Origin of the sequence: Bradyrhizobium zhengyangense, assembly GCF_022012555.1 — a bacterium.
GTDB classification, from domain to species: domain Bacteria; phylum Pseudomonadota; class Alphaproteobacteria; order Rhizobiales; family Xanthobacteraceae; genus Bradyrhizobium; species Bradyrhizobium zhengyangense.
The window spans coordinates 515878-528922 of record NZ_JAKLTZ010000001.1 but is presented as its reverse complement, the minus strand read 5'-3'; the positions used below and the strand labels follow the sequence as shown (position 1 = coordinate 528922).

13 protein-coding genes are annotated in these 13045 nt (G+C 63.7%); 9 read left to right on the top strand and 4 right to left on the bottom strand.

The window, feature by feature from the left end; all coding sequences use genetic code 11:
• Positions 1-27 precede the first annotated feature (27 nt).
• Positions 28-1173 (top strand): mechanosensitive ion channel family protein, encoded by a 1146-nt coding sequence (locus L6639_RS02600; protein ID WP_237858678.1) that lies wholly within the window; start codon positions 28-30, stop codon positions 1171-1173.
• Positions 1174-1183: 10 nt separating this feature from the next.
• On the opposite strand, the gene L6639_RS02595 is transcribed toward L6639_RS02600, so the two are convergent.
• Positions 1184-2164 carry a tripartite tricarboxylate transporter substrate binding protein gene (locus L6639_RS02595; RefSeq protein WP_237858677.1) on the bottom strand — a complete coding sequence of 327 codons (981 nt, stop codon included), beginning with the start codon at positions 2162-2164 and terminating at the stop codon, positions 1184-1186.
• Between the two features lie 113 nt (positions 2165-2277).
• Here L6639_RS02595 and L6639_RS02590 point away from each other — a divergent pair, with 113 nt between their 5' ends.
• The 7 genes from L6639_RS02590 (at position 2278) to L6639_RS02560 (ending at position 8811) form a co-directional block, all read left to right on the top strand.
• The gene (locus tag L6639_RS02590) at positions 2278-2988 is read left to right on the top strand and encodes a TetR/AcrR family transcriptional regulator (protein WP_237858676.1); all 711 of its coding nucleotides are present in this window, start codon (positions 2278-2280) and stop codon (positions 2986-2988) included.
• Between the two features lie 75 nt (positions 2989-3063).
• On the top strand, positions 3064-4017 hold the full coding sequence (locus L6639_RS02585; protein WP_237858675.1) for an amidohydrolase family protein: 954 nt from the start codon (positions 3064-3066) through the stop codon (positions 4015-4017).
• Positions 4017-4901: an amidohydrolase family protein gene (locus tag L6639_RS02580; RefSeq protein WP_237858674.1), complete on the top strand. Its 885-nt coding sequence runs from the start codon at positions 4017-4019 to the stop codon at positions 4899-4901. The genes L6639_RS02585 and L6639_RS02580 overlap by 1 nt, the downstream gene beginning before the upstream one ends.
• On the top strand, positions 4898-6199 hold the full coding sequence (gene dctA, locus L6639_RS02575) for a C4-dicarboxylate transporter DctA (RefSeq protein WP_237858672.1): 1302 nt from the start codon (positions 4898-4900) through the stop codon (positions 6197-6199). Before L6639_RS02580 ends, dctA begins: the two co-directional genes overlap by 4 nt.
• Positions 6200-6265: 66 nt before the next feature.
• Complete coding sequence (locus tag L6639_RS02570; RefSeq protein ID WP_212086993.1) at positions 6266-6979, top strand: PIG-L deacetylase family protein; 714 nt, start codon at positions 6266-6268, stop codon at positions 6977-6979.
• Between the two features lie 48 nt (positions 6980-7027).
• On the top strand, positions 7028-7897 hold the full coding sequence (locus L6639_RS02565) for a substrate-binding domain-containing protein (protein ID WP_237858671.1): 870 nt from the start codon (positions 7028-7030) through the stop codon (positions 7895-7897).
• Positions 7897-8811: a DUF1932 domain-containing protein gene (locus tag L6639_RS02560; RefSeq protein WP_377807431.1), complete on the top strand. Its 915-nt coding sequence runs from the start codon at positions 7897-7899 to the stop codon at positions 8809-8811. The genes L6639_RS02565 and L6639_RS02560 overlap by 1 nt, the downstream gene beginning before the upstream one ends.
• A gap of 14 nt (positions 8812-8825) precedes the next feature.
• Here the strand turns inward: L6639_RS02560 and L6639_RS02555 are convergent, their stop codons facing one another.
• From L6639_RS02555 to L6639_RS02545, 3 genes are all read right to left on the bottom strand, one after another.
• The gene (locus L6639_RS02555; protein ID WP_237858670.1) at positions 8826-9149 is read right to left on the bottom strand and encodes a hypothetical protein; all 324 of its coding nucleotides are present in this window, start codon (positions 9147-9149) and stop codon (positions 8826-8828) included.
• A gap of 151 nt (positions 9150-9300) precedes the next feature.
• Entirely contained in the window at positions 9301-10506 is a 1206-nt protein-coding gene (locus tag L6639_RS02550) for an amidohydrolase family protein (RefSeq protein ID WP_237858669.1), read from the bottom strand.
• Positions 10507-10541: 35 nt separating this feature from the next.
• Positions 10542-11783, bottom strand: coding sequence for an amidohydrolase family protein (locus L6639_RS02545; RefSeq protein WP_237858668.1), 1242 nt, complete (start codon positions 11781-11783; stop codon positions 10542-10544).
• A gap of 192 nt (positions 11784-11975) precedes the next feature.
• Between L6639_RS02545 and L6639_RS02540 the strand changes: the two genes are divergently transcribed.
• Positions 11976-12884 carry an amino acid ABC transporter substrate-binding protein gene (locus L6639_RS02540; RefSeq protein WP_237858667.1) on the top strand — a complete coding sequence of 303 codons (909 nt, stop codon included), beginning with the start codon at positions 11976-11978 and terminating at the stop codon, positions 12882-12884.
• The last annotated feature ends 161 nt before the right edge of the window (positions 12885-13045 follow it).

The following is a 13045-nucleotide window of genomic DNA, read 5'->3' as shown; positions in this document are numbered from 1 at the left end:
GTCGCCAACGCAATTGCGGGGACATGAATGAATCGCCAAGCCGTCATGACCGACATCGACAGGATGTTCGGGTGGGTACCGTCATGGTTTATTGGTCTCGGCCTGGTCGCCGGGGCGATGCTGATCGCGCTCTCGTTCTATCGGCTCGCGGCCTGGCTGCTCAACCGCACCTTCGGAACCCGGCTTCCGCTGCTCAGCGTGTTCATCGAACGCACGTCCGGCCCGGCGCAGCTCGCGCTGTGCCTTGCAGCCGTCGCGCTGGTTCTGCCGCTCGCGCCGTTGGACGATGCGTTCCGCACGCCGTTGACGCGCCTGTTCATCGTCGCCTTCATCGCGCTGATCGGCTGGATCTCGATCCGGATCGTCGACATGAGCGCGGCGCGCTATTTGCAGAATTTTCGCGACGTCACCGAAAACTTCGTCGCGCGAAAGCACGTGACGCAAGTGCGCGTGTTCAAGCGCGTGACCGACATCATCATCGTGATCATCACGGTGTCGACGGCGCTGATGACGTTCGACTCGGTCAGGCAATACGGCGTCAGCCTGTTCGCCTCGGCTGGCGCCGCCGGTATCATCGTCGGTCTGGCGGCGCGGCCGCTGCTCAGCAATCTGATCGCGGGCCTGCAGATCGCCATCACCCAGCCGATCCGCATCGAGGATGCCGTGATCATCGAGAACGAGTGGGGCTGGGTTGAGGACATCGCGGCGACGTATGTCGTGATCCGACTGTGGGACTGGCGCCGCATGGTGGTGCCGCTGTCCTATTTCATCGAAAAGCCGTTCCAGAACTGGACACGCGACACGGCCTCCCTGATCGGTGTCATCGCGCTCCATGTCGACTATCGCGCCGACGTGCCGCGTATCCGGCAATGGCTGAAGGGTGTGGTGAAGGACTCCAAGCTTTGGGACGGCGCAGTGGTCAATCTCCAGGTGATCGACGCGGACCATCGTACCATCGAACTGCGCGCGCTGGTTAGCGCGAGGAATGCGCCGCAATCCTGGGATCTGCGCTGCGAGGTCAGGGAGAAGCTGATCGCCTTCATCCGCGACGAGATGCCGGAGGCCCTGCCGCGCGAGCGTGCCATCCTGATCCCGTCGGGAGGAGGCGGTGATGTCGAATTCCTGCAGCACGCGACGGCGTCGGAGAAGATGCGGGCGAGCGCGCGCAACTAAGAGGGGATCCTCATTGCGCGCGGATGTCAGCGGCCTTCAGCACCGGCTCCCATTTGGTAGCCTCGGCGTGCATGTAGGCGTCAAAATCCTTGGCTGACGAGCCCACCGGAGTAGCGCCGATCTTGCTCAGCGTGGAGATCACGCTCGGGTCCTGGAGCACAGCCTTCAGATCGGCCTCGAGCTTTGCAACGATCTCGGGCGGCATTTTTGCAGGTCCCAGCATGCCCCACCAGACCGAGACGTCATAACCTGATACGCCTGATTCAGCGACTGTCGGCACATTGGGCAGTGCCTTGGAGCGCTCGGCCGAAGTCACCGCGAGCGCGCGTACGGGGCCGCCGTCGAGCTGGCCGATCGCCTCAGCGAGTGGATTGATGCTGAGCGGAATCTCGCCTGATATCACGGCGGTCAGCGCCGGCGCGCCGCCCTTGTAGGGGATCGCGACGATCCTGGTGCCGGACATGTGTTTCAGCAGCTCGCCGGCGAGATGTGCCGAGGTGCCGTTGCCGGACATGCCGTAGGAGAGCTTGTCCGGTTCTTTCTTCGCGGCGGCGAGGAGATCGCCGAGGGTCTTGTAGGGGCTGTCCTTGGCCACGACGATCGCGAGCGGTGACGAGGCGACTTCGGTGATCGCGGTAAAGTCCTTGAACGTGTCGTAGGGCACGCTCGGATAGATGAACTGGTTGAGCGGATGGCCGCTGGCGACCAGGATCAGCGTGTAGCCGTCGGGCGCGGCCTGCGTCAGCGCCTGCGAGGCGACGATGCCGCCGGCGCCGGGGCGGTTGTCGATCACGGGCTGCTGGCCCCAGTTTTTCGCGAGAGCCTGGCCGAGCGTGCGGGCGAGCACGTCGACGGCCCCGCCTGCCGCGTAGGGCACGAGGATATGGACCGGCTTGCTCGGATAGAGGTCGGCGGCACGCGCGGCGCCGCAAGCGAGCAGCAGACCGGCGCCGAGCATCAGGCGGCCGATCGTCGTATTCAACCCCAGCATATTTCAGCACTCCCTGAGAGCATTCGTGCCCGCGGAGCTCTTCGAGGCGCTCCGGGCGTTGCTCGTGGTTTTTGTTGACGAGACCTGATCTTTTGTACGATAGTACAAATCAGATGGCACGCAAGCCCACCAGCAAGGAAACGACCCGCAAGCCGAATATGCGCGAGGCGATCCTCGCCGCGGCCGAGGAGCTGTTCGCCACCAACGGCTTCAACGCCGTCTCGGTGCGCGATATCGCGCATGCGGCCGGGGCCAATCCCGGCAGCGTCACCTATCATTTCAAGACCAAGGACGGCCTGCTGCTGGAGATCTACCGGCGGCATTGCGGCCCGATGAACCTGCGCCGCTCCGAGCTGCTCGCCGCCGCCAAGCGCGTGCGCGATCTCCAGGACCGGCTGGAAGCGATCGTGCGGGCCTATGTGGTGCCGGCCTTTACCTCGGGTAGCGATCTCGCCGGCGGTGGGGCGCGCTTCACGCGTCTGCGCGCGGTGATGTCGGCCGAGGGCAACGAGGTCGCGCGAAAAATCATCGCGCAGACGTTTGACGACACCAGTCACGCCTTCATCGACGCGATCCACGAAAGCCTGCCGCACATTCCGCGCACCGACATCGTCTGGCGCAGCCACTTCCTGCTCGGCGCGCTCTATTACTCGCTGGTGACGCCGGACCGTGTCTCGCGCCTGTCGCGTGGCGAGGCCGATGGCAGCGATGCCGCCAGCGCCATCGAGCAATTGGTGCAGGCCACTGTCGCGGCGTTCCAGGCGCCCGCACTGGATCAGGCCGCGCCCGCAAGGCGACGGACTGTCGCAAGCAGCAAGACTTGAAAGAAACCGCCAGAGGGTGAGGCGCGTCACAGCGCATTCGCTCGCAAGCGGACAAGTAACGGGGTGTTTGAGGAAATGAACAGGCGAGAGTGCTTGCATCTCTTGACCGGGCTGGCCGGAGCCGCGCTCGGGAGCGAAGCGCGTGCGGAAGAGCCGAAGGCGATTCCGACGATCGCGCCGCCGGATCCCAATCCCAAGACACCGTCGTTCAAGCTGCCGCCGAAATCATGCGACAGCCACACGCATATCTTCGGGCCCGCGTCCCGCTATCCCTTCTCGGAAAAGCGCCCCTACAATACGGCCGACGCGCCGCTGGAGATGTTCCGCAGCGTGCACGAGAAGATCGGCGTCGAGCGCTGCGTGATCGTGAACGCGACCGTGCATGGTACCGACAACCGCGTTGTCACCAATGCCATCGCGCAGAGCGAGGGCGCCTACAAGGGCATCGCCAATGTCAGCGACGAGATGACCGAGAAGGAGCTTGCCGCGCTCGACAAGGCCGGCATCTGCGGCTGTCGCTTCGCCTTCCTCAAGCGCCTCGGCGGCGTCGGCGACATGACCAAGTTCCAGCGTATCGTGCATCGCGTTGCCGAACTGGGCTGGCACATCGATGTCTATTTCGAGCCCGGCACGATTGCCGAATTTGCGCCGATCCTGACTGCGCTGCCGACGCCCTACGTGATCGATCACATGGGGACCGTTCAAGCCGCGAAGGGTCTCGGCGATCCCGGTTTTACCGCGCTGCTCGAACTCCAGAGGAGGGACGAGAAGTGCTGGGTCAAGATCACCGGTCTCGAGCGCGCCTCCGCGGGCGGTAAGCCGTTCCATGATGCCGTGCCGTTCGCGAAGGCGCTGATCGACAACGCGCCGGAGCGCGTCATCTGGGGTACCGACTGGCCGCATCCCAACGTCAAGGTCATGCCCAATGACGGCGAGATCGTCGATCTGATTCCACTCTTCGCCCCGGACAAGGCCACCCAGCAGAAACTGCTGGTCGACAATCCCGCGCGGCTGTTCAAATTCAGCTGATGAAGATGACGTACACGCCCACCATTCCGCCGCCGGATCCCAACACGCGCACGCCAAAATTCAAGCTGCCGAAGCTATCCTGCGATGCGCATTGCCACATCTTCGGCCCCGGCGCGAAATACCCTTACGCGCCCGACCGATCCTACACGCCGCCGGATGCGCCGCTGGAAGATTTCAAGATCCTGCACGCCAAGCTCGGCGTGGAGCGCGCAATCATCGTCAATGCCAGCGTCCACGGCACCGACAACACGGTCGCACTCGACGCGATCGCGCAAAGCAACGGCGCCTACCGCGCCGTCGCCAATATCGACGATACCATCACCGAGCGTGGCTTGCGCGTGCTGCACGAAGGCGGCTTCCGCGGCTGCCGTTTCAATTTCGTCCGCCATCTCGGCGGTGTGCCCGACAAGCGCGTGTTCGACCGCATCGTCGCGATGGTGACGCCGCTCGGCTGGCACATCGATCTGCATTTCGACGCGATCGACCTGCCTGACTATGCCGACATGCTGACAAGGCTGCCGGTGAGCTACACCATCGACCATATGGGCCGGGCGAAGGCCTCCGAGGGGCTCGACCAGCTTCCGTTCAAGATCCTGATCGAGCTGATGCAGCGCGATGAAAAATGCTGGGTCAAGATCTGCGGCTCGGAGCGGGTGTCCTCGGCTGGCCCGCCCTTCACTGACGCCGTGCCGTTCGCGCGAAAGATCGTCGAAACCGCGCCGGACCGGGTCATTTGGGGCACCGACTGGCCGCATCCCAACGTCAAGGTGATGCCGAATGACGGCGACCTCGTCGACCTGATTCCGCTGTTCGCGCCCGAGCCGGAGTTCCAGCAGAAGATCCTCGTCGACAATCCCGCGCGTCTGTTCGAGTTCGACCGATGACCGCGATGGCGATCGACAAGCCGCGCCGGCGCGCCTGGTGGAAGGAGCTCTGGATCCAGGTGCTCATCGCCATGGCGGCCGGCATCGCACTCGGGATCGTCAACCCCGAGGCGGGCGCCAAGATGCAGCCGCTCGGCGACGCCTTCATCAAGGCGATCCGGATGCTGATCGCGCCGATCATCTTCTGCACCGTGGTGCATGGCATCGCCCACATGGCCGACATGGCGCGGGTCGGGCGCGTCGCGGTCAAGGCCATCATCTATTTCGAGATCATGACCACGATCGCGCTGATCATCGGTCTGATCGCGGTGAACGTGCTCAAGCCCGGCGCCGGCATGAACATCGATCCCGCCAGCATCAATGCCAGCGCGATCGAGCCTTACGTCAAGCAGACCGCCGTGATCGGCTTCGTTCCGTTCCTGATGAACATCGTGCCCGCGACCTTCATCGGCGCTTTTGCCGAGGGCAACATTCTCCAGGTCCTCTTCATCTCCGTGCTGTGCGGCTTTGCGCTGGTGCAGCTCGGCGAGCGCGCCGCGCCGCTGGTCCATCTGATCGACATCGCCGCCAAGATGGTGTTCGCCGTCGTTGGTTTCGTGATGTGGGCGGCGCCGATCGGGGCGTTCGGCGCGATTGCCTTCACCGTCGGCAAGTTCGGCGTGGGATCGCTGGCCTCGCTCGGCAAGCTGCTCGGCGGCTTCTATCTCACTTGCGTGATCTTCATCATCGTAGCGCTCGGCCCGGTCGCGCGGCTCTGCGGCTTCTCGCTGCTCAAGCTGATCCGCTACATCTGGGAAGAGCTGCTGATCTGCATCGCCACGACATCGTCCGAGACGGTGCTGCCACGGATGCTGACGAAGCTGGAGAAGGCGGGCTGCGAGCAGAGCGTCGTCGGGCTGGTGATCCCGACCGGCTATTCCTTCAATCTGGACGGTACATGCCTCTATCTCGCTGCCGCCTCGGTGTTCCTGGCGCAGGCGACCAATACGCCGCTCGGGCTCGCTGAGCAGATCGAGCTGCTGCTGATCCTGCTGGTGACGTCAAAGGGCGCGGCAGGGATCGCAGGGGCCGCCTTTGTCGTGCTGGCGGCGACACTGTCGGCCACCGGCACGATTCCGGTGACGAGCGTCGCGCTGGTGCTCGGCATCCATCGCCTGATGTCGCAGGGGCTGACGCCGACCAATCTGATCGGGAACGCGGTTGCGACCATTGCGATTGCCAAATGGGAAGGCGCGCTCGACGGCGAGCGCCTGAAGCGCGTGCTCGACGGTGAGGAACCTGCGGCCGTCGCCGCCTGATGAACCTGCTGCCGGCATGACGCGAGCAGCCTATGACGTTGATGAACGAAAGAGGAGAGTTCTCCCATGAAAACAGGTCTCGTGATCACCGCCCATCCTGGCGATTTCGTCTGGCGCGCCGGCGGCGCCATCGCTCTGCATGCGAAGAAGGGCTATCGCATGAAGATCGTCTGCATGTCCTTTGGCGAGCGCGGCGAGAGCCAGTTTGCCTGGAAGGAAAAGGGCGCGACGCTGGAATCGGTCAAGGCTGGCCGCAAGGACGAGGCGGAGCGGGCGGCCAGACTGCTGGGTGCCGAGATCGAGTTCTTCGATTGTGGCGATTATCCGCTCAAGCTCACCGAGGCGCATTTCGACCGCATGGTCGACATCTACCGCGAGCTCAATCCGAGCTTCGTGCTGACGCACGCGCTGGAAGATCCCTATAATTTCGACCATCCGAACGCAGCGCATTTCGCGCAGGAGACCCGCGTGGTCGCGCAGGCCATGGGCCACAAGCCCGGCGCGCAGTACAAATACTCTGCGCCGCCCGTTTTCCTGTTTGAGCCGCACCAGCCCGAGCAGTGCAATTACAAGCCGGATCTGCTGCTCAAGATCGACGAGGTCTGGAAAGAGAAGTACGAGGCTTTCCAGATTCTCGCCGCGCAAAAGCATCTCTGGGGCTATTACGAGCGCGTCGCGCTCAACCGCGGCATCCAGGGTAGCCGCAACACCGGTGTGCCCATGACCTATGGTGAGGCCTATCAGCGCCTGTTCCCGACGGTCGCGGAGGAGTTGGCATGAAGCGGGTCTTCATTCGCAATAGTGTCTGACCTGAAGGGAGTAGCGCGGATGGATCGTCTCAAGCTGAAAGCCGTGCTCGGCAGTCACCCTCATGTCAAGGCGGTGAAGAGTGGCGAGCTCCGCTCCGACCTGTTCGAGCTCGACTTCATCGAGTACACGCCGACCAACACGGCATTCAAGCCGATGGTGCGTGAGCAGGCCTTTGACGTCTGCGAAATGGCGATCGTGACCTATCTGATGGCGAAGGCCCACGGCAAGCCGCTGGTGCTGCTGCCGGCGACCATGCTCGGCCGTTTCCAGCATGCCTATGCGCTCTACAATCCGGCGCACGGGACGCTCGGGCCCGGCGATCTCGAAGGCAAGCGTGTCGGCATCCGCTCGTTCACGACGACGACCGGGGCCTGGATCAGAGGTATCCTTGCCAACGATTACGGCGTCAATCTCGACAAGATCCGCTGGGTCACCTTCGAGGATCCGCACGTCGCCGAATATGTCGACACCACCGAGCGTGCGCCAAAGGACAAGAAGGTGTTGCAGATGCTGCTCGATGGCGAGGTCGATGCCGTGCTCGGCGAGACCTCTGATAATCCCAGGCTAAAGCCGCTATTTCCCGATCCGGCGGCGGAGGCGGCCAAATGGTATGCGCGCCGCGGCGTCGTGCCGGTCAATCATCTCGTGGTCGTGACCGAAAGCCTTGCGGGATCGCGTCCCGATGTGGTCATGGGTGTCTATGATCTGCTCAAGCGGAACAAGGAACAGACGGGGCCGGCGGCGACGCCCGACCTCTTGCCCTTCGGGATCGAGGCGAACAGGAAACCGTTGGAGCTGATCGTCGACTACGCATTCCAGCAGGCGCTGATCCCGCGCCGCTATGCGGTCGAGGAGTTGTTCGACGCGACGACACGAGGACTGAACTGATGGCGGATCCGAAACGCTGGCAGATCGGGCTGGTTGGCTATGGCGAGGTTGGCCGTATCCTGGCCGAGGATCTGCGCCAGCAGGACATCAAGGTCGTAGCTTACGACATCAAGCTCGAAGGCGAGCAGGGCGCTGCATTGAAGGAGCACGCTGCGAAATTCGGCGTGATGCTTGCGGCTTCTCATGCGGAACTGACCGCGAAATCCGACTTCATCATCTCGGCCGTCACCGCCAGTCAGGCCGTGCCGGTCGCAAAAGCCTGCGCTGATGCTATCAACCAGGGCACCTGGTTTCTCGATCTCAATTCGGCCTCTCCAGGCGCCAAACAGCGTGCGGCAGCGCTGATCGATGGCGCTGCCGGACGTTATGTCGAGGGCGCGGTGATGACCTCGGTGCCGCCTTATCGGATCAAGGTGCCGCTGCTGCTTGGTGGCCCCGGCGCAAGAGAGCTGGAGCCGCTACTGAACGCGATCGGCTTCGCGGCGAAAGTCGCGAGCGACAAGCTCGGCGTATCCTCGGCCGTCAAGATGTGCCGCAGCATCATGATCAAGGGCCTGGAGGCCATGGTGATCGAAAGTTTCACCACGGCACGTGCCTATGGCGTCGAGGATGCGGTGCTGGCTTCACTCACGGAAACCTTTCCCGCGATCAACTGGGAGAAGCAGGGCGCCTATTTCTTCCAGCGCGTGATCGAGCACGGCCGTCGCCGTGCCGAAGAGGTGCGCGAGGTCGCCGAGACGGTGCGTGAGGCCGGGCTGACGCCTTGGTCTGCGCAAGGCACGGCCGAGCGTCAGGCCTGGGTCGCAGATCTCGCAGATGAGGGTCTGTTCGGCTCGAAGGGGACGAAGGAATTCGCTCGCAGCGCCGATTGGCGCATTGAGGCGGATCGCATTCTGGCGAAGATCAAGCGTTAGCGCTGAGGAACCGCTCAGCTCAGGACGCCGCTGGCGTGGTGCAGGCCCGATATTTCATCGCGGGCGAGTTCGATCAAGTCGATCAGGCGATTGGCTTCGCGGACGACGTCCTTGGTGCGCGAGCTCTTGAACTCGGTCAGGATCATGCGAATGCATTTGTCGGCTGTATCGAGCGTGCGCAGCCCGCGGGCCATGTCGTCCTGCGAGCGGATCGTGGCGATGTCGAGCCCCGACAACACTTCGCCGATGCCACTCAATCGCTTGACGGCCGTCTCGGCGGGCGTCTTGGCCCGGATGGATTGATAATCAATGCTGCTGAATGCGCTGAACGTATCCATAACTTCCCCAGAGAACGCAGATGGTCAGTGCGCATGCCCAATTATGGTTAGGGCCACCTTTCTAGCAACGCGGGGAGCTACGGTCCGGGATTCTACCGGACTCGGATTTCGGGGCGAATTGACGGTGAATCGGGCCAGAAAAGGCTGGTGATCAGCGCTGTTTCCCGACAATCCTACCGTCGCGCGCAACGAGCATACCTGCCTTGTACACAGCGCGGCCTTGTGGCACGGCGACCACGGCCTCCGGAACGTGCTCGGCGTCCAGCGCCACGAAATCGGCCTTGGCGCCGACATGCAGGCCGTAACCTTCAAGCCGGAGCGCCTTGGCACCTGATGTAGTGACGATTTCGAACGCGACGCGCAGTTCCTCATCGACGTTGAAACCCGAGCGATAGCCGAGCGTCGTTGCCCGCCGCAGCATGTCGCCGTCGCCATAGGGCCACCAGGAATCCCTGATGTTGTCGTTGCCGCTGAACACGGTGACGCCGGCGCTGCGTAGCGCCAGGATCGGCGGGAAGGCCCGGGCGCCCGGCGCATTGGTCATGATCGCGACGCCGGAGCGGGCGAGGATGTCGGCGATGCCCTTGAGCTGATCCGCTATGATATCGCCGAGCCCGTAAGCGTGGCTGATGGCGACATGGCCTTCCATACCGAGCGCACGCGTGCGCGCCGCGATCTGCTCGATCTCGAAAGCGCCGAGCGTGCCCATGTCGTGCAGGTGGATGTCGACATCGACGCCGTGCTTCTCGGCGACGCCGAACACGACGTCGAGATGCTTCTCGACATCGCGATCAAAGCTCGCGGGATCGAGCCCGCCGACGAGGTTCGCACCGAGGCCGATGGCCTCGTCGAGCAATTGCGGCGTGCCCGGGCTCGTCAAGATGCCGCTCTGGGGAAAGGCGACGAGCTGGATGTCGATCAAGCTCCTGTATTCCTCGCGTACGCGCAAGATCGTCTCCAGCGACTTCAGGCCGACCGAGCCATCGACCATGACGTGGCTGCGCATCTGCGTGGAGCCGTTGATGATGCAGAGATCGAGCTGGTTGCGCGCCCGCACGTCCATCGGCGCCGCCTCGGCCATGTTCTCGGCCTGGAAGGCCACGCGTTCGTGCACGTTGAAGCCGGCGGTGCACGGCTTGTGCGGCCGCCAGGCGTCGCCATAGAAGCTGGTGTCGAGATGGATGTGGCCCTCGACGAAGCCGGGAACGATCAGGGCATTGCCGAGGTCGACAGTCTCGGCACCGCTTGCGGGGGCGTCCGCCGGCAGCAGTGCGGCGATCAGGCCGTCCTTGACCGCGATGTGGTGCCGCGCCCCGCCGTCGAAGCGTGCGTTCAGGAAGATCTTGTCGAAGGCCATCCGGTTGCTCCCGTCGGGTCGATGTGTCGCGCGGTTCAGGTTCGCGGGTGAAGCAGCGCGGCCGGCGACCGCTCAAACGTCTGTCGCCCGGCCTTGAAGCCCATAAGGATATCCGGCAGCTCCGCAATGGCGAAGCGGCTGTCCTTGATATCGAGCACGACGAGATCGGCGGCGTTGCCGACCGCGATTCCGTAGTCTTTGAGATTCATCAGCCGCGCCGGCAGCTCGGTGACGAGATCGAGGCAGGTGTCGAAATCGCCGACTGAAGCGTGGGCGACATTGGCGTAAAAATTCGCCATCCGCAGCAGCGAAGCATCGCCGAACGGCGTGAAGGGGTTGAGCACATTGTTGGTCGCGACCGAGCAGACGATGCCGTCGCCCGCAAGCTTGTGTGCGAGCGTCAGTCCGCGCGGTGCGTTGTGGGTGGCCTCGCGCCCCATCAGGTAGAGATCGGTTGCGGGCAGCACGGTGACGGCGACGCCGGCGTTCGCAAGCTGGACGGTGGCTGCCTTCAGCCGTTCCGGCGGCAGGGCCGAGAGTTTGGTTGCATGCCCGATCGCGACACGCCCCCCGTAATTGCGTTGCTCGGTCTGCCTGATGACCTCGTCGAGATGTGACCAGGAGGGATCGAGATCGAAGTCGAGATGAAGGTCGACATCGAGATCGAACTCCTGGGCGAGATCGAAGATGCGCGCGAGATGCGCGTTCGGATCGGTGTCGGTATAGGGGCAGCCGCCGATCGCATCGGCGCCGTCGCGCAAAGCCTGAACCAGCAGCTCGTCGCTGCCGGGGTCGTTGGTCAGGCCTTCTTGCGGGAACACGCACAGCTCAAGATCGATCGCCCAGGCGTAGTCGCGCTTGAGCGCCTTGACCGCCTCGAAGCTGCGCAGGCCGATGCGCGGGTCAATCTCGACATGGGTGCGCATCCGCGTCGTGCCGTGCACGACGGCGCGTTCGAGCACCTTGGCGCCGCGCGCATAGACGTCGTCGGTGCTGAAATCCCGCTTCATCGCTGAGACGGCCCGGATGGCATCGCCGAGTGTGCCGTGAATGTGTCCGCAGCGCTCGAGCAGGCAGGCCTTGTCGAGATGAATGTGGGTGTCGACGAATCCGGGCAGCGCCAGCCGTCCCCCGAGATCGACCTCGACGGCTTCGCATGCCAGCCTGGGTGCGATCGCCGTGATGCGTCCGCCCGTCACGCCGATATCGACGGGCGTCGGGGATGATCGCGTCAGGGCGTTGCGGAAGATCAGGTCGAAGGCGGTCTGGGCTGTCATGGAGAGCGTCTGGCTTGATAAAGGCGGCGAGTCCTGGATGGTGGCAATGTAGCGGAGACGAAGGGCCTGCCGCCATATCGAAAGCCGCGATAGCTGGTAGACGCAGGCTGGTCTGGTGGCTGGGGCGTGGCTGGGCTATCAACCGCTCGATTGCGCCCGGCATGGCGGCGCAAGCGATTCTGGGAGCTCTCGATGCGTCTACTCGCCGTTCTCTTGGCCGTCACTTGTCTTGCCGGCGCAGCGTCAGCCGAGGAGCTCTCCGGTACGCTCCAGAAGGTCAAGGAGACCAGGAAGATCGCGTTGGGCTATCAGGAAGCCTCGGTGCCCTTCAGCTATCTCGACGGCAACCAGAAGCCTGTCGGCCTTGCCATGGATATCTGCCTCAGGATCGTGGACGCCGTGAAGAAGCAGCTCGGCATGCCCGACATCGCCGTCGACTACGTCGCCGTGACCTCGTCGAATCGCATCCCGCTGATGGTGAACGGCACGCTCGACCTGCACTGCTCGGCGACCACCAACAATGCGGACCGGCAGAAGCAGGTCGCCTTCACCAACACGCATTTCCTCAGCGCGACGCGATTTGCCGCCAAGAAGGCCGCGAAGATCAACACCATTGACGACCTCAAGGGCAAGGCGGTGACGGCAGTGGCGGGTTCGGTCAATTTGAACCAGCTCGCCAAGGTCAATACCGAGCGCAATCTCGGCATCAAGATCATGCCGGCCGTCGACCAGGCCGAAGCCTTCCTGCTGCTCGAGACCGACCGCGCGCAGGCCTATGCACTCGACGACATTCAGCTCGCGGTCGCCATTGCGCGCTCGAAGGAGCCGGCGCAGTTCATGATCAGCGACGAGACCTTCTCAAAGCCAGAGCCCTACGGGATCATGCTGCGGCGGGAGGATGCTCCGTTCAAGGCGTTGGCCGATCGCGCGACCGCCGATCTTTACGCGAGCCCGGAGATCGAGGTGCTTTACAGGAAGTGGCTGGAATCGCCGACTCCGCCGAACGGCATCAATTACAATGTTCCGATGTCGCCGGCCCTGCGCAGCGCCTTCAAGACCCCGAGCTCGAGCGCCGATCCGGACGTGTACGTCGTAAAGTGAGGCGAGGGCGGCTTCCACCTCTCACCGCCGGAGAGGAACCGCCGTGCCAAAACGTTACATTTGACAAAGGCGGGCGAGGCCAGGGTCGAGGAGACCAACCCACCCGCTGCGGCGCATTCGGGTGAGCCTGCTGAAGGATATCGGCGCGGACGAACTTGCGA